Source organism: Caproiciproducens galactitolivorans, from assembly GCF_029266045.1.
GTDB lineage: Bacteria > Bacillota > Clostridia > Oscillospirales > Acutalibacteraceae > Caproiciproducens > Caproiciproducens galactitolivorans.
On the sequence record NZ_JAJUFJ010000011.1, the window covers coordinates 18,517 to 42,771 of the forward strand.

Consider the following 24,255-nt stretch of genomic DNA (forward strand, 5'->3'; position numbering starts at 1 on the left):
GGAGGACGCGGCGTGAACGGCGTTATTGTATTGGATAAGCCGCGGGATTTCACTTCGTTTGACGTGGTCGCGGTGATGCGCCGGTTGTGCGGCGAGAAAAAAATCGGCCATACCGGCACGCTGGACCCCATGGCGACCGGGGTGCTGCCCCTGCTTTTGGGAAAGGCGACGCGGGCGGCTTCGCTTTTGACGGACACGGACAAGGAGTATGCGGCCGGGTTTGCGCTTGGCTACTCTACCGATACACAGGACAGCACCGGCAAAAAGCAACAGGAAAGCGCAAAAAAGGTAACAAGGGAACAAATTGAGGCGGTATTGCCCTATTTCCGGGGAAATATTTTTCAGCTCCCGCCTATGTACTCGGCGGTGCAGGTCAACGGCCAGCGGCTTTATAACCTTGCCCGCCAAGGCGTCGAGGTCGAGCGCGAAAAGCGCCCGGTAACCGTTTACCGGTTGGAGCTTACGGATTTTGACAAAAATACCCAGAGCGGCGGCCTGCTTGTGCGCTGCTCGAAGGGGACGTATATACGCACCCTCTGCGCGGATATCGGCGAAAAGCTGGGGACCTTCGGCGTTATGACCTCGCTGAGGAGGACTTCGGCGGCGGGCTTTACCCTTGCGCAGGCGATTACGCTGGACGAAGCGCGGGTGCTTTCCGCTCAGGGTTCGCTTTCGAAAAAGCTCCTGCCGGTGGAAAGCCTGTTTTTGCATTTCCCTGCGGTTCGGGTAACCGGGGCGCAGGCGAACCGGTTTCGAAACGGCGGCAGGCTTTCCCTGGACCGCACGTCCATTTCCCCCCGCGCCAGGGAAAACGGCGCGGTTTTCCGCGTCCTTTCTCCCAACGGCGTATTTCTGGGGCTGGGGAACGTGGATACCGGAAAAGCGGAGCTATGTGTGCTTCGCCTATTTTGTGACAGCATGGACAAAACAGATGGAGCGAAGACAAAATGAGGATAAACTATGATTTAACACCCGCACTCGCTAATACTGCGGTCGCGCTCGGTAGTTTTGACGGCCTGCACGTCGGCCATCAAAAGGTAATCGGTTCGGCGGTGGAAGCGAAAAAAGATGGGCTTTTGCCCGCTGTTCTTACCTTTGCGCGCAACCCGCTCGCCGATCTGGGCGGCTGCGCGGGCGGTGAAATCCTTTCGCAGGAACAGAAAATTCATATTCTGGAAAAATTCGGCGTGGAACAGCTCTATATCCTGAATTTTTCCACGATCAAGGATTATACCCCGGAGGAATTTGTGGACCGGGTGCTGATTCGGGTCTGCCATGCAAAGCAGGTTTGCTGCGGATTCAACTTTACGTTTGGCTGTGGCGGAAAGGGAAATAGCCACACGCTGGAGCAGCTTTGCGGCGAGAGGGGCTTGAAAACCAAGATTGCCGAAGCCGTCCTGCTGGACGGGGACACCGTCAGCTCCACGCGTATCCGCGGTTTGATTGCAAACGGGGACGTGGACGAGGCGGCCCGCCTTCTGGGAAGACCGTACGGTTACCGCTCGCCCGTTCTGCACGGGCGCAAGCTGGGGCGCAGGCTGGGAACCCCCACGCTGAACCAGGCGATTCCGAAAAATTTCGTGCTTCCCCGGTTCGGGGTTTACGTTTCCCGGGCTGTTTTTGGCGGGAAGGAATACTGCGGCGTGACCAATGTCGGAATTAAACCGACGGTCGGCTCGCCTTGCGTTTTAGCGGAAACTTGGCTTCCGGATTACAGCGGTGAGGATTTTTACGGAAAAACCGTCCGCGTGGATTTGATGAAGTTCCTCCGCCCGGAGAAAAAATTTGCCGGGTTGGACGAGTTGCGAGCGGAAATCCACAAAAACGGGGAACAGGCAAAGGAATATTTTCAAAAAAACAGGGCAATATTCGAACAAGGCATATAGAGGGCAAAAAACAATTTACAAAAAAAGTTTAGCATGTTATAATAAAAAAGTATGATGCCCCTTTCCCGGATAAAGGAGCAAGCCCCGCTGCGGGGAATTCACCAGCCTTTTTCTGCGATTGAGGGTCTATTATTAGAAAGGGTGGAAAATAATGTTAAAAGAAGAAAAGACAGAGATTATTAAAGAGTATGCTTTGCATGAGGGCGACACCGGTTCTTCCGAAGTGCAGATTGCGATTCTTACCAAAAGAATCAACGATCTTACCGAGCATTTGAAGACGCACCAGAAGGATCACCATTCCCGCCGCGGTCTTCTGAAAATGGTCGGTGCAAGAAGGAACCTGCTTAACTATTTGCAGAAACGCGATATTGAGCGTTACCGTTCCATCATCCAAAAGCTTGGTATACGCAAGTAATCCAGTCCTTTAGGGCAGGCGGCCATGCCGCCTGCCTTAAGGCTTTTTTATTAAAATCAAAAAACGGGCTGAAACGGGACTTAGCAGTGAAACGGGCGCCTGCGCGTTGGACGTCGGTTTTATTGCTAAACCTGTTTTTCCCGTTTGAATTGGAGGAAAACTATGTTCGAAAACTTTAAAGTTTATGAAACAGAGTTCGCCGGGCGTCCGCTGGTTATTGAAACCGGTAAAATGGCCCAGCTTGCGAACGGCGAATGCTTGGTTCGTTATGGGGAAACCGTGGTTCACGTTGCCGTAACCGCTTCCCCGAAACCGCGCGAGGGCGTGGACTTTTTCCCGCTTTCCGTTGACTTTGAGGAAAAGCTCTATTCCGTTGGCCGTATCCCCGGTTCTTTTCTGAAACGCGAAGGCCGCCCGAGCGATAAGGCGATTTTGACCTCCCGCGTCATCGACCGCCCGATTCGCCCGCTGTTCCCGAAGGATATGCGCAACGACGTTTCCGTTGTCTGTACGGTTATGTCGGTTGACCACGATTGCTCGCCGGAAATTGCCGCCATGGTCGGTACTTCCATTGCGCTCAGTATTTCCGATATCCCGTGGAAGGGCCCGATTTCGGGTGTTTCCGTCGGCTATGTGGACGGGCAGTATGTTATTAACCCGACCTCTGAACAGCGCAAGGTTTCCCAGATGGCCGTAACCGTTGCTTCCACCGAAACCCGCATTGCCATGATTGAGGCGGGCGCAAACATCGTTTCCGACGAGGTGATGTATAACGGCATTATGGCCGGGCACGAGGCAAACCAGAAAATTATTGCCTTCATTAAAGGGATTCAGGCTGAGATCGGCAAAGAGAAGTTCTCCTACCCAAGCAATGAGCCGGACGAGGAGATGCTCAACGCGATCAAGGAATTCGCCTTGGAAGATGTGAAGCTCGCCCTCGACACAGACGATAAAAACGTGCGAGACGCAAGGCTCAAACCCATTTATGAAAAGGTACATGAGAAATTCGACGAGATTTACCCCGACCAGGAGGCAAAGATCGACGAGTGTATGTATAAAACGCAGAAATATATTGTACGCCGCTGGCTTCTTGACGAGCAGAAGCGTGTGGACGGCAGAAAGATGGACGAGATGCGCCCGCTTGCTGCGGAAGTAAGCCTTTTGCCGCGCGTGCACGGTTCCGGTATGTTTACCCGCGGCCAGACGCAGGTTCTGACCGTTGCAACCCTCGGCCCCGTCAGCGATGCCCAGATTCTGGACGGCATTGACGAGGAAGAAACCAAGCGCTATATCCACCAGTACAATTTCCCGTCCTATTCGGTCGGCGAAACAAAGCCGAGCCGCGGCCCGGGCCGCCGCGAAATCGGGCACGGCGCCCTTGCGGAGCGCGCGCTGGTTCCGGTTATCCCGAGCGTGGAGGAGTTTCCGTACGCTTACCGCCTTGTTTCCGAGGTGCTTTCTTCCAACGGTTCTACTTCCCAGGCTTCCATCTGCGGCTCCACGCTTGCGCTGATGGATGCCGGCGTGCCGATTAAGGCACCGGTTGCGGGTATTTCTTGCGGCCTGATTACCGAAGGCGACCGCTGGATGACCATGGTTGACATTCAAGGGGTGGAAGACTTCTTCGGCGACATGGACTTTAAGGTTGCCGGTACGCACGAAGGAATTACCGCCATTCAAATGGACCTGAAAATTGACGGCTTGACTCCGGAAATAATCAAGGAAGCCCTTGAAAAGACGCATAAAGCAAGAAATTATATCCTTGACGAAATCATCTTGAAGACTATCCCGGCGCCGCGCGAAAAGCTTTCTAAGTACGCGCCGAAAATGTTCTCCACTTTAATTCCAATTGATAAAATCCGCGAAGTCATTGGCTCCGGCGGAAAGATTATTCAAAAGATCTGCGCCGAATGTGACGTGAAGGTTGATGTGGAAGAGGATGGGCACGTGTATGTTTCCGGCCTCGACGCCGAAAACTGCCAGCGTGCGCTGACCATCATCGACACGATTGTGAACGACCCCGAGCCGGGTGCAATCTACAACGGTAAGGTTACCCGCATTATGGACTTCGGCGCGTTTGTTGAAATTGCGCCGGGCAAGGAAGGTCTTGTCCATATTTCCCGTTTGGATGTGAAACGCACCGAGAAAGTGACCGACGCTGTCGATGTCGGCGACGAGGTCATGGTCAAGGTGCTTGAAATCGACGATAAAGGCAGGCTGAACCTTTCCCGCCGCGACGCTTTGATCGAGGTGGAGGGCCTGAAGCCGGAAAATGAAATTTCTGACGCACCGCGCCGTTCGTTCCCACGCAGGGATGACCACCGGCATGACGACCATCGCCGTAGCGACCGTCCGCGCGCAAGTAACGGTTTTATTGCCAATACCAATAAACCGCGCGGCTCCAAGAGCTGATCAAATACAATTTTTCTCCTGGGGTATCTGCCCCGGGAGTTTTTTTCTGCCCGGTGCAATTGATAGTAGCGCGGCCGAACCGGCCGCGCTTTTTCTTCGATTTTGCGTATCATTCGAAACGCTTCTTCAAAATCATGTGAAAATGTGCTATAATTTTACTTACATGGGCCCTGTAAAAGAATGTGAAAAACGGTTTTTCAGGCGGTGCAATGGCAGCCTGCCGGGAAGGAAATCCGCAAAAACAGGATCAATAAAATTTAGGAGAAAAGATATGTCGGCAATAACACAGGCAAAAAGAATCGTTGTCAAGGTAGGCACATCCACCCTGACGTATGAAAACGGAAAACTGAACCTGCGCAGGATGGAAACGCTGTGCAAGGTGCTGAGCGATCTGCAGAATTCCGGCAGGGAAATTATCCTTGTCACGTCCGGCGCAATCGGCGTGGGCGTTGGAAAACTCGGGCTGCCGGAACGACCGCAGGAAACGGAACGCAAGCAGGCGGTCGCGGCGGTCGGCCAGTGTGAGCTGATGTTTATGTACGACAAGCTGTTCGGCGAGTACAACCGGATGGTGGCGCAGGTTCTTCTGACCACCGACGTCATTGCGAATGAACATAATAAGCGCAATACCCAGAATACATTCAATGAGTTAATCAAAATGGATATTATTCCCGTTGTGAACGAAAACGACTCCGTTGCCATCGACGAGCTGGTTGGCAACAATTTTGGCGACAACGACACGCTTTCCGCAACGGTGGCAAGGCTGGTCGATGCCGATTTGCTGGTCATCCTGACGGATATCGACGGCCTGTATGATGCGAATCCGCGCGTGGACGCGAATGCCAAACGCATCCCCTATGTGCCGGAGGTCACCGATGAAATCCGGCGACTTGCGGGCGGTACTGGCTCCAACCGCGGTACGGGCGGCATGAGCACTAAGGTGAGCGCGGCGGCTTATGCCAACGAAGCGGGTATCCCTTGCTGTGTGATGAGCGGCGCGGACCCGAAATCCCTGTACCAGCTTTTCGACGGCGTACAAATAGGGACAGTTTTCGGCACGAAAAAGAAGTAAGATAGAACAAAGGGGGTAACGGCATGACCGTATTGGAGCAGATGGGGAAAAACGCGAAGGAAGCGGCCCGCGCGCTGGCAACGGCGGGGTCGTTAAAGGACAAGGCGCTTCTTCAAATGGCCGCGGCAATTGAAAGCGGCGAAAGAGAGATTCTTGCCGCCAACGCGCAGGATGTGAACACCGCGCGCCAAAGCGGTATGAGTGAATCTCTGCTGGATCGTTTGACGCTGAACCGCGACCGTATCCTTGGCATGGCGGAGGGGATCCGCTGCGTGGCGGCGCAGGAAGACCCGGTCGGCACCATCGTGGGCGGGGGCGTTCGCCCAAACGGGCTGAAAATTGAGCAGGTGCGCGTCCCGATCGGAGTTATCGGCATGATCTACGAAGCAAGGCCGAACGTCACGGCCGATGCGGCGGCGCTCTGCCTGAAAGCGGGCAACGCGGTGATTCTGCGCGGCGGAAAAGAAGCCTTCCTTTCCAACCGGTGCGTGGCGGAAATTCTGCGCGGCGCGATTGAAAAAGCCGGGTTGCCGAAAGACGGAATCCAGCTTGTCCAGGATACCAGCCGTGCGTCCTCCTTAGAAATGATGCAGCTTACCGGATATCTCGACGTGCTGATTCCCCGCGGCGGGAAAAGCCTTATCCGGTCCGTGGTGGAAAATTCGCGGGTGCCGGTGATTGAAACCGGCGCGGGCAACTGCCATGTTTATGTGGACGACAGCGCCGACATCGATATGGCGGCGGAGATTATTTTTAACGCAAAGACTTCCCGCCCGTCCGTCTGCAACGCGATTGAAACCATTCTTGTCCATAAGGATATTGCGGAAAAGGCGCTGCCCGCCATCAAGGCGCGGCTGGACGAAAAGCATGTGGAAATCCGCGGCTGCGAACGGACGCGCGCAATTCTGGGCGGAGATATCGTCCCCGCGCAGGAGGAGGATTGGGCGACGGAATACCTTGATTTTATCCTCGCGGTCAAAGTGGTGGACAGCATCGACGAAGCGATTGACCATATCGCGCGGTATTCCAGCGGGCACAGCGAGGCCATCGTTACCCGAAGCTATGAGCGCGCGCGGGAATTTACCGAGCGGGTCGATTCCGCGGCAGTCTATGTCAACGCCTCCACCCGTTTCACCGACGGCGGCGAATTCGGGCTGGGCGCTGAAATCGGAATTTCCACACAGAAGCTGCACGCGCGCGGCCCCATGGGCGTAAATCAGCTTACCTCCACAAAGTTTATTATCAGTGGAAGCGGTCAAATACGATAGAAAGCGGAGTTTATTCAGATGAGCAAAAAACGAAAGAAATCCATTCCGGGCTTTTCAGCCGACTATCGCGATGCTTATAACAAGCCCAATCAGAAGATAGACCCCGTTGAGCCGGAGGAAATGGAGATCGACGATTTCCTTCCAGAAGACGAAACCAACGGCGATGAAGAGCTTTTAGCCAAATGGGATGACGGTTTGAACCCAGATGAGCCGGAGGATGCCGTGGAGCCGGAACAGCCGGCAGAGCCCAAGCGCACCGGTACGCACCGGCGCCGCCGTTACGGCGTGGCGGCCGGCACCCTGGTGCTGCTTCTTGCGCTGGTCGGCGTATGCTTTATTGCCGGGACAATCGGAAAGAGCATTTACCGCGCGGCTACCGACGACAGCAAGCTGCGAGCCTATGATTCCTTCCTTACAACCGTCGTCATGCAGGATCCGCAGCCGTTTGCTTCGCCGGATAAGGCCGATGAGGAATTTGTGCTGAACGCTTCGCTTTGGAAAACGATTACGGCGAACGGCGGTTCCAACTACAACAGCTACGACGACAGCGGAAGAGTCCTTGTTCCGCTTGGCGACGTGGTAAACGCTTGCCATGAGCTTTTCGGGCCGGACTGCCAGCTTCAGCCCAAAACACCGGCCAAGGAAACCTTTTTTGAATACAATTCCGAAAAGAACCAGTTCCATGTCGCACTATATTCTTCGGACAGCAGCTTCACGCCCTATACGGAAAGCGCAAAAAAGCAGGGGGATACCACCGTGCTGCGTGTCGGATACGTTTCGCCAAGCGACGCGTCGCGCAACCAGACCACGAGTGCCGTTGTAACCCCCAAGCCTACAAAATATATGGAGTACATACTCAAATCCGATCCGAAAACAAATCAGGAATACATCTACGCCATTCGGACACCGCAGGAAAAGTAATCACAGCACCAGATAAAGCAGCGCGAAGATCAGCCCGGTGTCCGCGCGCTCTTCAATGAGGAGCAGCATCAGCACTAGGATGAGCGTTCGCTCGCTGTCGTCGAACAGGGTGTCGAACAGATTCCGGAACGGAACCATCTGACCTCCTGTGTTGTTGGAATGCTGCGGAGTGGGCTTTTCTGCCGGGGAAGCGGTTGGCGCAGCCGCCGAACGCTGGGAGGACGGGGCATTGTTGCGTGCCTGGTTTGCCCCCGGCGGATTCGGGATATTTCGATTCGACTGTGAAACAGCAGCCTGTGCGCGCGACTGCATTTCGCGCGCGCGCCGGATTGCATCTTGCTGTAGGCGCTGCATATCGTAATTGTAACTATCAGCCATGTTCCACCTCAGAGAATACCGCTGCTTCTTAGCAGCGGTAGCAACCGGACCAGTTGAAGGATTTTAATGGATTCGTCCAGCTTTTTTTGGCGCGCCGGGCTTAAAAGCGGCCGCAGGGCGCGCAGCAGCCGTGTGTTGTCGTCTTCCTGCCGGAAGTTGGACAGCAACGGCATAATTCTCGTAACCATTTGCAGGACTTCCGTATCAATTCCCGGGGAGCCCCCCTGCGCCGGTTCCTCCGGCGCAGGGGGCGGCTGTTCTTGTACCGCGCCGCCCAGAAGCCCGGCAAGGCTCTTCAGCTTTTCCAGACTGCCGGGATTGTTCAGCAGCTCGCCGAGCTTCGCGGCAAGATCATCCATTTATTTTCCTCCCTTGAATTTCTTCATCATCTCTTGCGCCTGCGGCGTGCTTAATATTTTTTCAACCTGTGTTTTATCCGATAAAATACTGTCAAGCTTCTTTTTGTCTTCCGGGCTGAGCTGCTTGAGAAGACTTTGCAGGAGCTTTTGGTTTTCCTCCTTGCTTTGCATACAATCACCCCGCTATCATTGTATGATACGGGAGTTTAATATATGACGGCCACGGGCCGCGAATCATCTGGAGGTTTTGTTCATGCGAATATTAGTGGTCTCGGATACGCACCGGGACGAAGCAAATCTTCGGCAGGCGATTTTAAGCCAGCCCTCCGCCGAAGTGGTTATCCATCTTGGCGACGGTGCCGACGAAGCGTTGCAAATGAAAGACAGTTTTCCTGAAAAAATGTTTCTGCTTGTCCGCGGGAATTGCGACTGGAGCAGTACGCTGCCGAACGAAGGGGAAATTACCCTTTGCGGCAAGCACATTCTATATACCCATGGGTATACATACAATGTAAAATACGGATTGTATAATATTACCATGGCGGCGCGCGAACGGAAAGCGGATATTGTCCTGTTCGGCCATACCCATGATGCGCTGACCGATTACGAGGACGGGCTGTATCTGATGAACCCCGGCAGCCTGCATGGATCCAGGGGAACATATGGAATAATCGACCTATCCGCCGCCGGTGTTGTGACCAATATCCTGAAAATTTGATTGACACCTGGTAAAACAAATGGTAATCTTTAGTTGTTGATAAGCAAAAAATCTCATGAGGAAAGGGATGTCTCTATGTCTGAATTTGAAAGATGGCTCCGTATGGAGCTGGACGACTCCGATTTGACGGAAGAGTTGAAAAGTATAAAGGACCAGCCGGATGAGATAAACGATAGATTTTACCGCAATTTGGAATTTGGAACAGGCGGGCTTCGCGGCGTAATCGGCGCGGGAACCAACAGGATGAATGTTTATACCGTCCGCAAGGCAACCCAGGGACTTGCGAATTATCTGAACAAGCACGGTAGAAATCCGTCGGTTGCAATTGCGTACGACAGCCGCATAAAGTCCGACGTGTTCGCAAAGCAGAGCGCGGCGGTCCTGGCGGCAAACGGTATTAAAGCGTATATTTATCCGAAGCTTTCACCGACCCCAACGCTTTCCTACGCGGTTCGTCACTTAAAATGCGATGCGGGCATCTGCGTTACAGCAAGCCATAATCCCGCCAAATACAACGGGTACAAAGTTTACGGAAGCGATGGCTGCCAGATTACGCTGGAGATGGCGGACGAAGTTCTGAGTGAAATTAACAGCTTGGATATTTTTGAGGACGTTAAACGCATCACTTTTGACGACGGTCTGAAAAACGGCATGATTGAGTATATTAAGGATGAAGTAATCCACGCATTCCTGAGTGATGTGCTTAAGCAGAGAGTTCTGAAGGACGACTGCTCCAACCTGAAAGTGGTGTACACGCCGCTGAACGGCACGGGGCTTGTCTGTGTAACCCGTATGATGAGCTTAATCGGCATTCAGGATGTTACTGTTGTTCCGGAACAGGAATATCCGGACGGAACCTTTAAAACCTGCCCGTTCCCGAATCCCGAAATCAAAGAGGCGCTGCAGAAGGGATTGGATCTTTGCGAAAAGGTACAGCCGGATCTGTTGCTTGCAACCGACCCGGACTGCGATCGCTGCGGAATCGCGGTAAACCAGAACGGGAAATTCGTACTGATGAGCGGCAACGAAGTCGGCGTGCTCCTGCTCGACTTTATCGCCCGCCACCGCAGGGACAATGGCACTCTGCCAAAGAATCCGGTTGCGGTGACAACCATCGTCAGCACCGATATGGCGGACGCGGTTGCGAAGGACTACGGCATAGACATGGTGCGTGTGCTTACCGGTTTCAAGTATATCGGCGACCAGATTGGCCTGCTGGAGGCAAAGGGCGAAGCCGACCGTTATATTTTTGGATTTGAAGAAAGCTATGGCTATCTTTCCGGCAGTTATGTCCGCGACAAGGACGCGGTAAACGCAAGCATGCTCATCTGCCAGATGGCTTATGCTTATAAGCAGAAGGGCATGACCCTGGTAGACGCGATGGAAGCGCTCTATCACAAATACGGCTACTACGAAAACGCGCTGCTGAATTTTGCCTTTGAGGGCGAAGAGGGCATGAAGCGGATGGCCCGGATTATGCAGAACCTGCGCGAAAATGTGCCGGCGGAAATTGCTGGCGTAAAGGTGGCCGGCTGGAGCGATTACGAAGCTTCCAAGCGCTGCGACGCGGGCAAGATAAGCGAAATCAAGCTGCCGAAGTCCAATGTGCTGGAATACCGGCTGGAAAACGGAAGCAAGCTGACGGTACGTCCCAGCGGAACCGAACCCAAAATCAAGATCTATATTTCTGCGAAGAGCAAGGAAAAGGCGGCTGCGGAAGAGCTGATTGAAAAGCTGAAAGAAGCAGCGCCGGTAGTTTTTGGAATTCAATAAAAAATAGCAAAAGAGTATTGACAAACAAGTTTGTATGTGCTATTCTATCTATAGTTATACAGCACAGAACAATCGAGGTTCGCGCGATATATTGGAATTAGCGCCATGCATTTTTGCATACCATCCGTTGGATGGTAAGGTCTGTATAATCTGTAAGAACAAGAGGTTAGGGAATCTTCCTTAACCTCTTTTTTTGAATTTTCTACAAAAAATTAGCTATTAGAATACGAAATATCCGGCATTAGGGGGCTCTGAGGCGCTCTATTTTGCGTCGGGTTTTTCCCTTTTCCGCTCGACCATTCGTTGCGGCAAACAAGCTTTCTCAACGCGCTTTCGGTGCATTTTCAGCGTGTTTATTTTATAAAGCGAATACGGGGAAAGCAAGAATCTTTCATGTTTTTATAATATAAAAAACAGCCCCGCCCTTCCGCAAGGAAGGACGGGACTGGATTGTTTTATCCGTAGAGGAATTAGATTCTTGCCACGCCGGATTTGCGGGCAGCTTCGGCAACTGCCTTTGCAACGGCGGAAGCAACATTGCGGTCGAGGGCGCTCGGAATGATGTAATCGGCAGAAAGCTTGTCGTCGGAAACAAATCCGGCGATTGCATACGCTGCCGCAATCTTCATTTCGTCGTTGATGTCGCTTGCGCGTACGTCAAGCGCACCGCGGAAGATGCCAGGGAACGCCAGAACGTTGTTGATCTGGTTGGGGAAGTCGCTGCGGCCCGTGCCAACAACGGCTGCGCCTGCGGCGAGGGCAATGTCCGGCATGATTTCCGGAGTCGGGTTTGCCATCGGGAACAGGATCGGGTCCTTGTTCATGCTCTTGACCATTTCCGCCGTTACGCAGTTCGGAGCGGAAACGCCGATGAATACGTCGGCACCCTTGAGCATGTCCGCAAGGCTTCCGCTGCGCTTTTCGTGGTTGGTGATCGCGGCCATTTCCTCTTTCTCTTTATTCAGGCCGTCACGTCCCTGGTAAATCGCGCCATGGCGGTCACACATGATAACGTCCTTCAGGCCGAGCGCGATCAAGAGTTTAATAATTGCGATGCCGGCCGCGCCCGCGCCCGAGGTAACAACGCGGATTTCGTCCAGTTTCTTGCCGGTCAGCTTCAGCGCGTTGAGCATGGCGGCAAGGGTTACAACGGCGGTGCCGTGCTGGTCGTCGTGGAAAATCGGAATGTCGCAGCAGGCTTTTAACTTTCTTTCAATTTCAAAACAGCGGGGTGCGGAGATATCCTCCAGGTTAATGCCGCCGAAACTTCCTGCGAGCAGACGGATCGTGTTGACGATTTCGTCCACATCTTTGGATCGAACGCAAAGAGGGATCGCGTCCACATCACCAAAGGTCTTGAATAACGCGCATTTACCTTCCATAACCGGCATGCCGGCTTCCGGGCCAATGTCGCCCAATCCGAGAACTGCGGTGCCGTCGGTTACAACTGCCACCAGATTGGAACGGCGGGTCAGCTCAAAGCTCTTGTTAACGTCCTTCTGAATCTCCAGGCAGGGCTGCGCTACGCCCGGAGTATAGGCAAGGGAAAGATCCTCGCGGGTCTTTAGCGGTGCGCGGCAAATCATTTCGATTTTACCGTTCCATTCGTAATGCTTTTTCAGCGATTCCTGTGCGTAATCCATGAATATACATTCCTTTCAAAACAAATTAAATATTGAGAGACGAAATAGTTTCCTTCAATACGTTTGCACTATGGACGAATTTTTCCTGTTCCTCAGCAGTCAGATCGGGCACCTCCATCGGCGCTGCACCCCGCGCGTTGATAATGTACGGTAGGCTCAGGCACACGTCGTTAATGCCGTAAGCGCCGTGCAGCATGCCGGAGCAGGTGACAACGGTGTTGGTGTTGCGGAGGATGCAGGTGCAGATATGGCGCGCCGAAAGTGCGATGGCATAGAAGGTGGCGCCCTTCAGCTTGATAACCTGTCCGCCGGAGGTATGTACATCTTCCACGATCTGGTCAAGGTCAAGACCCGGGAAGTCCGGATTTTTTGCCTTCATTGCGTTAAGATAGTGGTTCAGCGGCATGCCGCCAATGCTGGCGAGGGACCACGGAACCATGGAAGAATCGCCATGCTCGCCAAAAACATCCGCGTGAACGTTTTTGGGGCTGATTTCGATTTTGCTGGCGATGATTTCGCGCAGGCGGGCGGAATCAAGCAGAGTGCCGGAACCAATTACATGGGATTCCGGAAGACCCGTCACTTTCATGATCGTATAAGTGATGATGTCGACCGGATTGCTTACAACGACATAAATCGCGTCCGGCGCGTAACGAACCGCGTCTGGCATAACGCTCTTGATAATGTTGACGTTCCCCTGTGCAAGGTCGATCCGAGTCTGACCTGGTTTGCGGGCGCTGCCCAGTGTGACGATGACAATGTCGGAATTCTTGATGTCGCAGTAATCACCGGCATAGATGTTGACCGGCGGGCATAGTGCGGTGCCCTGGATAATATCCATTGCTTCGCCCTTTGCTTTGTTTTGATTGATATCGACCAGTACGATTTCAGAAGCGACACCGCTTACCGTAAGGGTGTATGCGATGGTTGCGCCAACGTTGCCCGCACCTAAAATGCTGATTTTCGTCCCTTTTTTCATAACAATCCCTCCGACTTGAAAATGTAAAATTTCCCAATAGAGCGTTTAAATGCCGAAAGTAACGAAATGGATAAATTATGCTAAATTTCATTACAAGCGAAATAAAAGAACTAGTGTTAAAAAAATAACGCATATTTTTACAATAATTTGCACAAAAAAAAGTAAGATCACATTTTTCCGCTCACGCTCATGCGGTAGCCGACCCCGGCTACGGTTTGGATGTACCTTGGATGTGCTGGGTCCTGTTCGATTTTTCTGCGGATATTGGCCATGTTTACCCGCAGAATCTGGTGGTCACTTTGCGCAAAATTTCCCCAGACGTGGTGAATAATGTGCGAATACGTAAGTACATTGCCCGCGTGACTTGCAACCAGCGATACGATTTTGAATTCAATCGGCGTCAGATGTACGTCCCTGCCGTCTACGGTGACAAGATGCCTTTCGAAATCGATGAACAGACCACCCCTGCGGTAAACCCCGCCGGGAAGATCTTCGCCGGATTCCATTTTCATGCCATGACGGATCGCGGTGCGGATTCGGGCAAGTAATTCGGCTGTGCCGAACGGCTTTGTAATATAGTCGTCAGCGCCCGAGTCAAGCGCCTGAACCTTTGTTTTTTCATTTCCCCGTGCAGACACGATAATAATCGGAATTCCAGACCATTTCCGAACGGCTTTCAGAACTTCCATTCCGTCCATATCGGGAAGGCCTAAATTCAAGAGGATAACATCCGGACAATGTGACGAAACCATCGATAAGGCAAAAGCACCGGTTTCGGCTTTGAGCGGACGATAATTGTCGGCGGCCAGTACGGCAGCAATATGATCGCTTACGGCGGCCTCGTCCTCAACAATTAAAACTGAAGCTTTGCTCGTCATCTTATTCAGCTCCCCTCAGCGGCAGCTATATTTCCGTTCCCGCTCCATTATCGCCTGCTTTGTTTTCCTTTGCTTTTTGTGTCATGGATCCCTTTTTGCAAGCGGACTGCGGTTTGCAATCAAAATGGAGATAGGGACAACTCCTTTCGGCTTGGTTATGCAGGTTAAAGCGTCCTTTAATCTGCATACCGGAACACTTGCCGTAGCATGAACCCGACCCCTGTTCAATTCTCTGATTCCAATCACTTCCCGCCAGTATCATAGTTTATTAAAAAATTACGGTATTCGCATATATTATATCACAGGTTATTTAAAGAAAGAAAGGGCAAAACCATAAAGAAAACGTTAAGAATTTCTGTGTATATTGTATATTTGGAATAAAATGTAATTTTGGGGACAAGTAAATTCGGAAAGCCGTTTCCCTTGTGGGCGGACCATGGTATAATAAATAAGAATTAAGAAAAACACAGGGGGAAAATACATTGAACATTAAGCTGATTGCGCTGGATATGGATGGCACCTCGTTAAAAACAGATAAAACCATGTCGCCGAAAACCACCCGGGTTTTACGGGCCGCAGCGCAGCGCGGAATACACATCGTTCCGGCGACCGGGCGCGTACGCAATCTGATCCCCGACCAGATTCTGGAAGTTGGCTCCATCCGGTATGCAATCACGGCAAATGGTGCAACGGTTGTGGATTTGGAAAACGACACCGTGATTTACGAGAACCTGATGACCGAAGAACAATCCGGCCGCTTGGTAAAATACCTGATGGGCTGCAATGTGCTGGTGGAAGCCTATACCGGCGGAGACTCCTATGTGCAAAAAAGCCAGCTTGACCTGGTTTCAACCTTTAAAGATTATCCGCAGCTTTATGTCGATATGTTTCTGAAAAAACAAATTGCCGTAGATGATCTGCCGGAATTTCTGAAAAAGGGGAAAAGAAGGCTGGAAAAAATCAATGTTCCTTTCATGGAACCGGAGGTGCGGGAGAAAATCTGGAACAAGCTCAGCGAAACCAATGAGTTTGCCCTGACGTCCTCGTTCAACAATAACCTTGAAATCAACGGTGCCACCACAAATAAGGGGGACGCCCTTCGGCATCTCTGCGAAAGGTTGGGCATTAAAGCGGAAGAGGTCATTGCATTTGGTGATGAAACCAATGACCTTAAGATGCTTGCATTCGCCGGATGCGGCGTCGCCATGCAAAACGGCTGCGACGCGGCAAAGAAGGCTGCCGACTTCGTAACGCTCTCAAACGACGAGGACGGTATTCCCTACGCTTTGGAAAAGCTGGCGGGAATTAAAGCATAAGCCCGGGGATGTAACATAAAGGAAGTTTTTCCAAATACATAAAAATGCGCCTCGATTCAGCCGGTAAAGCTGTTTCAAGGCGCATTATTCATACGGTTATTTCCACCGGTTTCGTTGCAGGACGGCAACCCGCCTATTTTCCGCTTTTGCGCTTCTGCATGTGGTAGGCAACTTTCAAAAGCTGTTTGTCCGGCAGGAACCTTCCGAATCCGTGGGCGAGTTTCATGGTTATTCCCGGAACAATAACCAGCTTTCCCCGGAACATTTTGCGGATAGCGTATTCGGCAACATACCGGCTTTCCAGCCCTTTTACGCTGAATTTTACGTCGGCAACCTCGTCGAACTCCGTCCGGACGGGGCCGGGGCAGAGCGCACAGATGCGTACCTTGCTGCCCGCGCGCCGAAGCTCCTCGTAAACTGCCTGCGTCAACCGGAGGACATACGCTTTTGTCGCGTAATAGGACGACAGAAGCGGACCGGGCTGGAAAGCGGCCGCGGACGCAACATTCAGAATATAGCCGGAATTCCGCGCTTTGAAATCCCGCAGGAAAAGCTTTGTCAGGATATGCACCGCCCGGACATTCGTATCGATCATCCGAAGCTCCCTTTGCAGGTCGGTTTCGTCGAACGCGCCGAAAACGCCAAAACCCGCGTTATTGATTAGGATATCAATGTGCTCGCCCTTTACCTGTTCGTAAAGCTGGATGCACGCGGCGGCGTTGGACAAGTCGGCGCAGATGATTTTTACGTTGGTTTTTAATTCGTTCTTTACCTGCTCCAGCCGTTCCAGCCGGCGCGCGACTAGAATCAGATCAAAACCCTGTTCGCTCAGCACAGCGGCTATGTCGCGCCCGATCCCGGAACTGGCGCCTGTAATCAATACTTTCATACAATCTCCTTTTTCGGCTTCTTATTGCTCTACTTTCAAAATAAACTCAAAAAACTTGCATTGTTCATAATTTATTCATTGTTTATTAAAATAATTTGTGCTATACTACAAACGAAAAAGAGGAAGAGGAAAATAGCCACGCAATACAACTATTCAGAAGACCGTCATGCCGGACTGCACCGGATGGCGGCCTTTCCGTTTTTACAGGATTTTTACTGTGTCCGCATAAAATAGGCAAGGCACTTCCCAAACGCGGCCGGTATGCTGTACGTTTCCGCAAGCTCCCGCTGCCCCGCCCAAACGAAGGCCTGCGTTTCCGGCAATGCGATGGGGACAAGGTAGTTGGTCATATGCCATTCGATATGGGAAAAAATATGCTTGGAAGGGGCGATCGGTACGATCTTTTCCGCCGTAACGCCCAAGATTTTCAACTGTTCTGCCGCTTCCTGTGGAGAAAGCTTGCCCAAAACATTCGGAAATTCCCAGAGCCCGCCTAAAAGCCCTTTGCCCGGCCGCTTTTGAAGCGCTGCCCTGCCTTCGTGAAGAAGCAGGAAAACCGTCCGCTCTTCGATTTTCCGCTGCTTTTTTGCAGCTTTTATGGGCAGCTCCCGCTGCGCCCCCAGCGAATGTGCGGTGCAGAGCGAAGAAAGCGGGCATTCCCCGCATTTCGGTTCGGCGTTTGGAAGGCAGACCGTTGCCCCCAGCTCCATCAGGGACTGGGTAAACGTCCCAGCCTGCTTTTTCGGATAGATTTTTCTTAACCTGTCCGCAAATTCACGCTTTACGGCGGTTTCACTAATATTTGACCGGTCACCCGTCACGCGCGCGATGACGCGCAGAACGTTGCCGTCCACTGCGGGAACGGGCTCGCCGTAGGCGATAGAGGCGACTGCCCCGGCGGTGTATTCCCCGATTCCGGGAAGCCGGAGCAGTTCCTCCGGCTTTTTGGGAAGAACGCCGCCGTAATTTTTCATAACAACCCGCGCCGCCTTTTGCAGGTTGCGCACGCGGCTGTAATAGCCCAGCCCCTCCCACAATTTTAAGAGCTGTTCCTCCGGCGCGTCTGCAAGCGAGGAAATCGTGGGCAGCTCGGACAGAAAACGTTCAAAATAAGGTTTCACAGCCTTAACCCGTGTCTGCTGAAGCATAATTTCGGAAACCCATACACGGTACGGCGTGGGGTCGTCCCGCCACGGGAGGGCCCTTGCGTTTTCCGCGTACCAGCAAAGCAGAGGCTGCACGATTTTCGTAAGTTGATTTTCCATGAACCGTCCTTTTATTTTTCTTTGATTGTACCGCTTCGGTAAGCCTGAAGCAGTGCGTCCAGTTCTTCAATCTGCCGGCTTAGGTCGGCGCCATTGTCCGTATCCGCAACGGTCACACGCTTTTTAATTGCTTCCACAACCATGACCTTCGGTGAATTTTCCTCTACGCAGCATCCGGTTTTCAGCGGTTTATGTTCCGCCAGCGCCAGATAGCGCGAGTTGAAGATGAAGGTGTACCCCCCGATTCCCGTCTGCGATTGGTACGCCTTGGAAATACCTCCGTCGATCATAAACAGAAGCCCGTCGCCCTTGACCGGGTTTTCGCCTGCCTTGACCGGCACATGGCCGTTGATAATATGGGACGTTTCGGGGTCAAGGCCGAATTCCCTTAATATCATTTCGCAGGCGGAACGGTGTTCAATATGGGTGTAATATGGATTCATTTTCTCATAATGCGTTTCCTTGTCTTCGATGAAATAGCGTTCGAAGGTGGAGAGCTTTTCTTTGCCGAACAGCGGCGATTTCGCACCGCACCACAAGTACCACATCATATCTTTCGCATTTTCTTTTTCGGCGGAACCGCAGGGCGCAAAATAGGCGTTTCGCGCCACACCGTCGAGGAATTCCAGATATTCGCGTCCGGAATGGTTTGTTCCGAACGATTTGATGACGTCCAGCCGGCCGTCTTCCGTCAGCGGGATGCAGCCGTGGTAAAGCAGGTTACCGTTGATGCGCAGGTACATGCTGCCGTGGGAATATAAGAAGCGGATATGCTTATGAAGCCGTTCGCTGTGGCAGAACGAAGCGGTGATGGTTTTCATCAGCTCGGTCTCGGCTTTCGTAAGCTCTAGCGGGTTGTTGGGGTCTACGGTGGGGAACAGGTTGTCGCGCAAAGGATATTCCTTTCCATCAAGCTTGATGGTTCCCTTTTTAAAGTCGATTTTATCGAGAAGGATACGATCATCCATTCCGTATTCCGGATGTTTCTTAATCAGCTGCCCCTCCACCTTGAACTGGATAATCGCCATGGCCTTGTGCATTTTTGCGGCCAGAGGGATGTCGACCGGGTCGTACTGGTTTTCGTCCAGAATATGCGGGATAAAGACTTCGCACGGGTCGTCGCGGTAAGTCTGCTCCGCAAAAACGGACAGCGGGCGCAGGTTGATTCCGTAGCCGTCCTCCAGAAGGTCAAACGTATTGTAGCTGATGCCAAGCCGGATTACGTTGGCGATGCAAGCCCAGTTCCCGGCGGCGGCACCCATCCAGGAAATGTCGTGGTTGCCCCACTGGATATCGACGTCGTGGCAGTTGATTAGCGCGTCCATAATGGCGTCGGCGCGCGGTCCGCGGTCATAAATATCGCCGATAATATGTAGTTTATCAATCAAAAGCTGCTGAATTAAGTGGCACAGGGCGGTGATGAATTCTTCGCTCATGCGCGTTGCAACAATAGAACGGATAATTTCGCTGTGGTAGTGCGGCTTGTTGCTGCAGTCCGCGTGGAGCAGCTCGTCGATGATATACGCGAAGCTTTCAGGCAGCTTTTTCCGGACTTTTGAACGCGTGTACTTGGAAGCGGCTTCCCTGCACACCTCCACTAGACGGTAGATGGTGATGCGGCACCAGTCGTCAAAATCCTGCTCCTGCTTCCTCTTTTTGGGATATTCGGTTTCAGGGTAATAAATCAGTTTGGCCAGAGCGGTGCGCTCGCCTTCCGACATGGACTGCTCGAACAGCTCGTCGATTTTTTTTCGTACAACGCCCGAAGCGCTTTTCAGTTGATAAAGAAACGCTTGTTGTTCTCCATGCAGGTCGCTGAAAAAATACTCTGTACCCTTTGGCAGGCTGAGAATGGCTCTGAGGTTGATGATTTCGGACGCGGCGGCCTGTGCGTTCGGGTAATCCTTTGCCAGAAGCTTTAAGTATCGCTCGTCAATCATGAAATTTACCTCCTCATTTTATTCAGCTTCAGGGGACGCTGATAGAGTTTAGATGCGTTTGTAACAATAATATATTGAGATTCTTGTATATTTTGTCATTCTTACCTTATAGTTTAGACTATTTCAAAAAGAAAATCAATGATCATGATGTAAAATATTAATGAATGAAAGCGGATAAAGAGTTGCATTATGTTGAAATATGGGATATAATAAAAAGAATGCAAAAAAATAATTAGTATAATACGGAGGGATATTTTTTGTCAACCAAACAAACCGTAACGGGCTATCTGCCTGATGAAAGGCCGCCTTTTTTTAAACTCCTGCTGTTCGCCTTCCAGCAGATCATCGTCATGTTCCCGGCAACCGTACTGGTAGCGCTTCTGACCGGCTTTCATGTGTCCACCACGATATTTGCCAGCGGGCTTGCCACCATTGGATTTATCCTGATTACGGGGAGACAAATCCCTTTGTTCTACGGCTCCAGCTTTTCCTATATTACTGCGATCTGTTCCATTACGGGCGCGAAAGCGTTCGCCGGACCAGTTGCGGACGACAAGATTGCCGCCGCGCAGTTCGGAATCGTGCTTTCCGGCCTTGTTTCCATTGCGGCGGGCCTGATTATTAAGCAATTCGGGCAGGAAGCGATTGAAAAGGTTCTGCCTGCAACCATCACCGGCAGCATCGCCCTGGTGATCGGCCTTTCCCTTGCCGGAACCGCGCTGGGCGATCCGGTCAACCTTCCGAACGGGGTTTCCGAGGCTTCCAAGGCGCTGGCACTAAATCTTTCCTGGACGATCTGTATTGTTACGCTGCTTGCTACTATCCTGTTTTCCGTATATTTGAAAGGCACCTGGGGTCAGATTCCGATTCTTCTAGGGCTTCTGACGGGATATGTCTTGGCTCTGATTCTCGGTGCTGTCAACCATATCCCTTTCTGTGATTTCAATAAAATCCCGGAAACGCAAACGCTCTTTTCCATTCCCGCAATTGGCTTTGCGCTTCCCCATTTTACCTTGCCGAAGGCAGATTGGGCGGCGGTCGCGGCCATTATGCCGATTGCAATCGCAACGATTCCGGAATCCACCGCGCACCTATATCAGCTGGATATTTACGTCAATAATCTTGCAAGGCGGAAAGGCTCGGACAAAAAGTACCCCATTTCGGACAAGCTCGGCCTGAACCTTGTCGGCGACGGCCTGGGCGACATGATCTCCGCTTTAATCGGCGGTCCGGCGGGCACCAACTACGGCGAGAATCTGAGCACCATGGCCATTACGAATAACTTTTCCACGCCCATGCTGATTACAGCGGCGATTATCACCATGATTATTTCCTGCTTTACACCGCTGACCGCAGCGGTCTACTCCATACCGAACGCGGTAATCGGCGGCATTTCCATTTACCTGTTCGGCGTTATCGCTTCGCAGGGTATTACCATTATGATCAGTAAGAAAGTCGATATGTTCGATTCACGCAACCTCGCGGTTATCGCTACGGTTTTGATTATCGGCATCGGCGGCAGCTTCGCGTTTTCCGACGGAATGATCCCCATGTTCGGCGCAAAATTCCCGGCGATTGCGACAGCGGCTATTTTCGGTATTCTCCTGAACCTACTTTTGAACATCGGCAGGCCGAAGCCCGAGGCACAGTCTGAGGACTAACAATAAAAAATGCTTTCAGGGCGTCCGTTTTAACGGGCGCCTTTTTCTTATTTGTGTTTATGAAACTCCCTTTTGTGACTCCGTAAAAGAAAGAAGAAAGCAAACTTTTGTTAAGAAAATAAACAAATGTCCAAATATGACAAATGGCGGAGCAATGTAGAAATTGTTCGAAATGTGAGGAATATTGAAGGGAAACGGGAGCTTCGTTTTGGTATTGGTTACAAATCTTTGGTAGATTGCGCCAAAGCTGCCCATTGAATCTTTAGTGAATATAACAGCGTTCTTCTATTGCATAAAGAGAATAATCTGCTATAATTAACTTACAAATTTTTACAAGCAAAAAAGGGGGAAGGCAAGCTTGAAAATTCGGAAATATCTCATCTCTTTATTGGCTGCCTTTTCCATTGTTCCCGTGCTTACGGTTATGATATCAAGTATCTCGCTCTTTCAGAGTAAAACGGCGGAGTTTTTGCAGAAAAATGCCGAAAGCGAAGCCACGCAGGCGGCGGATATTGTCGACCAGTTTTTTGCGCAGAGAAAGTCGTCGCTGGAGGTTACGGCGGATCTACCGGGTGTGAAAGAGCTTTTGTTTTTTTCGAACGAAGGAAGGTCGGAGAGCGAGCTTGAACCATACCGTCAAATGGCGATTAATATATTGAAAACAATGACCTCCAGGCAGACGGCTATCCGCGATGGAAATTCTCGGGGAAATTACGTAAAGCGGTCGTGTCTGGTGAACCGGGAAAATATCGTCATTGCTTCCGACGACAGCGAGATTATCGGCACGCGTTCCACGATTGGCGAAAATATGCGTGAGCTTTCGGCGGATAAAATGTATATATCCAATATTATGAAGAATCCGATTTTTTTACAGGGGCATAAGTATTTCGAAGTAGCCGTACCGATTTTTTCCGGAAGCAATTACGAGGGATTCATCCAGTCCACCATTGATATGACGTATTTTGATCAGATCTGCCGCCGTGCGTTTATGGAAACCGGGCGAACCTTTATTATCGACCCCATGGGGAATATTGCGAGCGAACAGTTTACGGATACCGACGGAAACACGCTCGACAATATCAAATGTATGAACGGGAACAGCGATTTTTACCAACAGCTTCAAAAGATGGATTTGGAGAAACATCCGAGTGGTGCTATTTTTTACAGCGTCAACGGGGAAAACAAATGTGGATATTACTCTAGTGTGGCGGGGGACCGCTGGATCGTTGTCAGCGCGGTTAAACAGGAGGAGCTTCTGCATCCCATCCGGCGCATAATTAACATTTACATAATCTTGCTGTTGATTTTTATTATCCTGATGATCGGCTTTTCCTGTTTAGCGGCCAACCGTTTTTTAAACCCGATCCGGGATATGTCCGCCGCGTTTGTAAAGGTGGAACAAGGGGATTATCAGACCCAGCTTTCCGGTACATATAAAGGAGAATTCGCCGAAATGGCGTCGTCGTTTAATCATTTAATTGAAAAAATTAAGGAGGATACCGATGTGTTAAAGCTGAATGAGACACGTTATGCGCTGATTATGGAAGAAACGAATCAGGTTGTTTTTGAGTGGGATATTCTTCTCAATCAAATCTACCACACGGTTTACTGGACCAACAAATTCGGATTCTCCGCCGTGGAGGAGCATCCGGATTCGGAAATTCCAAAATTCCGCCAGGTCCATCCGGATGACCAGATCATTATGGATGACCTGTTCCGTTCCATTCTACAATCGAAGCAGCCCGGGCCGGTTGACGTGCGCATGAAAGACATCAGCGGCAAGTATATCTGGTGCACGGTGAATGTGAAGGCGCTGTACGACAAGGAGAATAAACCGTACCGTGCAATCGGCCTCATTACCGATACGGATCGGCAGAAGAAGAAAATCCAGCAGCTTGAAAATAAATCCCAGATGGATTTATTGACGCAGCTCTATAATAAGGTAACTGCGGAATCACTAATCAAGAAGCATCTGAAGGATTGCTCCCGGAAGCTTTTACAAGGCTTTATTATTATCGATATTGATAATTTCAAGAGCATTAACGATATGCTGGGGCATATTTTCGGCGACGCTGTTCTGAAAAAAGTGGCGGCGGAAATCAAGGCCCTTTTCCGCGCAACCGATGTGATCGGCAGGACGGGTGGCGACGAATTCATCGTTTTCATGAAAGATTTGGATTCCAGGGAACTGCTGAGCCAGAAAATGAAGGAAATCTGCGAGGTGTTCCGCAACGCCTATACGGGCGAGGACGGAACCTATAAGGTATCCGCCAGCGTCGGCGGGGCGGTTTTCCCGGATGACGGCACTACGTTTGCAGAGTTGTACCGGCATGCGGACGAAGCGCTTTACGACGCAAAGGACAGCGGGAAAGACAGCTACCGCCTGTATTCCGGTGCGTTAATGGAAGAGGCGCAGTAAATCGAAACAAAGCCCTCTGGCGAAAATGAACCGAACCAGTAAAAATGGACAATAGACAAAAGC

Annotated in this window: 21 protein-coding genes; 12 read left to right on the forward strand and 9 right to left on the reverse strand. The window is 51.4% G+C overall.

Translation table 11 applies throughout. The features are described 5' to 3' along the window. Positions 1-12 precede the first annotated feature (12 nt). From truB to P9B68_RS08785, 7 genes are all read left to right on the forward strand, one after another. Complete coding sequence (truB, locus tag P9B68_RS08755) at positions 13-951, forward strand: tRNA pseudouridine(55) synthase TruB (RefSeq protein ID WP_277668867.1); 939 nt, start codon at positions 13-15, stop codon at positions 949-951. After that, positions 948-1,886, forward strand: a complete 939-nt coding sequence (gene ribF / locus P9B68_RS08760; RefSeq protein ID WP_135658829.1) for a riboflavin biosynthesis protein RibF — start codon at positions 948-950, stop codon at positions 1,884-1,886. Before truB ends, ribF begins: the two co-directional genes overlap by 4 nt. 151 nt (positions 1,887-2,037) lie before the next feature. Beyond that, on the forward strand, positions 2,038-2,301 hold the full coding sequence (gene rpsO / locus P9B68_RS08765) for a 30S ribosomal protein S15 (RefSeq protein WP_135658832.1): 264 nt from the start codon (positions 2,038-2,040) through the stop codon (positions 2,299-2,301). Between the two features lie 162 nt (positions 2,302-2,463). Next, the gene (locus tag P9B68_RS08770; RefSeq protein ID WP_277668868.1) at positions 2,464-4,713 is read left to right on the forward strand and encodes a polyribonucleotide nucleotidyltransferase; all 2,250 of its coding nucleotides are present in this window, start codon (positions 2,464-2,466) and stop codon (positions 4,711-4,713) included. A 271-nt stretch (positions 4,714-4,984) separates the two neighbouring features. Continuing rightward, a complete protein-coding gene (gene proB, locus P9B68_RS08775) occupies positions 4,985-5,785 on the forward strand; it encodes a glutamate 5-kinase (protein ID WP_135658837.1) in 801 nt (266 codons plus the stop codon). A 23-nt stretch (positions 5,786-5,808) separates the two neighbouring features. Continuing rightward, positions 5,809-7,053: a glutamate-5-semialdehyde dehydrogenase gene (locus P9B68_RS08780; protein ID WP_277668869.1), complete on the forward strand. Its 1,245-nt coding sequence runs from the start codon at positions 5,809-5,811 to the stop codon at positions 7,051-7,053. Between the two features lie 18 nt (positions 7,054-7,071). Then, entirely contained in the window at positions 7,072-7,974 is a 903-nt protein-coding gene (locus tag P9B68_RS08785) for a hypothetical protein (protein WP_135658844.1), read from the forward strand. Here the strand turns inward: P9B68_RS08785 and P9B68_RS08790 are convergent, their stop codons facing one another. Genes P9B68_RS08790 through P9B68_RS08800 form a run of 3 tightly spaced genes read right to left on the reverse strand, consistent with a single transcriptional unit; the run spans position 7,975 to position 8,882 of the window. Beyond that, positions 7,975-8,352 carry a hypothetical protein gene (locus P9B68_RS08790; protein ID WP_135658847.1) on the reverse strand — a complete coding sequence of 126 codons (378 nt, stop codon included), beginning with the start codon at positions 8,350-8,352 and terminating at the stop codon, positions 7,975-7,977. Positions 8,353-8,360: 8 nt separating this feature from the next. Then, a complete protein-coding gene (locus P9B68_RS08795; RefSeq protein ID WP_135658850.1) occupies positions 8,361-8,711 on the reverse strand; it encodes a hypothetical protein in 351 nt (116 codons plus the stop codon). Then, positions 8,712-8,882 carry a hypothetical protein gene (locus P9B68_RS08800; RefSeq protein WP_167875171.1) on the reverse strand — a complete coding sequence of 57 codons (171 nt, stop codon included), beginning with the start codon at positions 8,880-8,882 and terminating at the stop codon, positions 8,712-8,714. It abuts the gene before it with no gap. A gap of 82 nt (positions 8,883-8,964) precedes the next feature. On the opposite strand from P9B68_RS08800, the gene P9B68_RS08805 reads away from it, so the two are divergent. Together P9B68_RS08805 and P9B68_RS08810 are read left to right on the forward strand one after the other, a co-directional pair. Beyond that, complete coding sequence (locus P9B68_RS08805; protein ID WP_135658852.1) at positions 8,965-9,429, forward strand: YfcE family phosphodiesterase; 465 nt, start codon at positions 8,965-8,967, stop codon at positions 9,427-9,429. 75 nt (positions 9,430-9,504) lie between these two features. Then, the gene (locus P9B68_RS08810; protein WP_277668870.1) at positions 9,505-11,202 is read left to right on the forward strand and encodes a phospho-sugar mutase; all 1,698 of its coding nucleotides are present in this window, start codon (positions 9,505-9,507) and stop codon (positions 11,200-11,202) included. Between the two features lie 470 nt (positions 11,203-11,672). Here P9B68_RS08810 and P9B68_RS08815 read toward each other — a convergent pair whose 3' ends face one another. The 3 genes from P9B68_RS08815 to P9B68_RS08825 all read right to left on the reverse strand — a co-directional run bounded on the left by P9B68_RS08815 (position 11,673) and on the right by P9B68_RS08825 (position 14,702). Further along, positions 11,673-12,845 carry an NAD(P)-dependent malic enzyme gene (locus P9B68_RS08815; RefSeq protein WP_135658858.1) on the reverse strand — a complete coding sequence of 391 codons (1,173 nt, stop codon included), beginning with the start codon at positions 12,843-12,845 and terminating at the stop codon, positions 11,673-11,675. Between the two features lie 25 nt (positions 12,846-12,870). After that, positions 12,871-13,824 carry an L-lactate dehydrogenase gene (locus P9B68_RS08820; protein WP_135658860.1) on the reverse strand — a complete coding sequence of 318 codons (954 nt, stop codon included), beginning with the start codon at positions 13,822-13,824 and terminating at the stop codon, positions 12,871-12,873. A 167-nt stretch (positions 13,825-13,991) separates the two neighbouring features. After that, positions 13,992-14,702, reverse strand: coding sequence for a response regulator (locus tag P9B68_RS08825; protein WP_135658861.1), 711 nt, complete (start codon positions 14,700-14,702; stop codon positions 13,992-13,994). Between the two features lie 482 nt (positions 14,703-15,184). Here P9B68_RS08825 and P9B68_RS08830 point away from each other — a divergent pair, with 482 nt between their 5' ends. Next, a complete protein-coding gene (locus P9B68_RS08830; protein ID WP_135658863.1) occupies positions 15,185-16,018 on the forward strand; it encodes a Cof-type HAD-IIB family hydrolase in 834 nt (277 codons plus the stop codon). A 133-nt stretch (positions 16,019-16,151) separates the two neighbouring features. Here P9B68_RS08830 and P9B68_RS08835 read toward each other — a convergent pair whose 3' ends face one another. The 3 genes from P9B68_RS08835 to P9B68_RS08845 all read right to left on the reverse strand — a co-directional run bounded on the left by P9B68_RS08835 (position 16,152) and on the right by P9B68_RS08845 (position 20,112). Further along, entirely contained in the window at positions 16,152-16,907 is a 756-nt protein-coding gene (locus P9B68_RS08835) for an SDR family NAD(P)-dependent oxidoreductase (RefSeq protein ID WP_135658866.1), read from the reverse strand. A gap of 212 nt (positions 16,908-17,119) precedes the next feature. Then, positions 17,120-18,172 (reverse strand): A/G-specific adenine glycosylase, encoded by a 1,053-nt coding sequence (mutY, locus tag P9B68_RS08840; protein WP_277668871.1) that lies wholly within the window; start codon positions 18,170-18,172, stop codon positions 17,120-17,122. 11 nt (positions 18,173-18,183) lie between these two features. Further along, positions 18,184-20,112, reverse strand: a complete 1,929-nt coding sequence (locus P9B68_RS08845; RefSeq protein ID WP_135658871.1) for a fructose-1,6-bisphosphatase — start codon at positions 20,110-20,112, stop codon at positions 18,184-18,186. A 257-nt stretch (positions 20,113-20,369) separates the two neighbouring features. Here P9B68_RS08845 and P9B68_RS08850 point away from each other — a divergent pair, with 257 nt between their 5' ends. Together P9B68_RS08850 and P9B68_RS08855 are read left to right on the forward strand one after the other, a co-directional pair. Next, positions 20,370-21,773 carry a uracil-xanthine permease family protein gene (locus P9B68_RS08850; protein WP_135658873.1) on the forward strand — a complete coding sequence of 468 codons (1,404 nt, stop codon included), beginning with the start codon at positions 20,370-20,372 and terminating at the stop codon, positions 21,771-21,773. A gap of 358 nt (positions 21,774-22,131) precedes the next feature. Further along, positions 22,132-24,192, forward strand: coding sequence for a sensor domain-containing diguanylate cyclase (locus tag P9B68_RS08855; protein WP_277668872.1), 2,061 nt, complete (start codon positions 22,132-22,134; stop codon positions 24,190-24,192). The last annotated feature ends 63 nt before the right edge of the window (positions 24,193-24,255 follow it).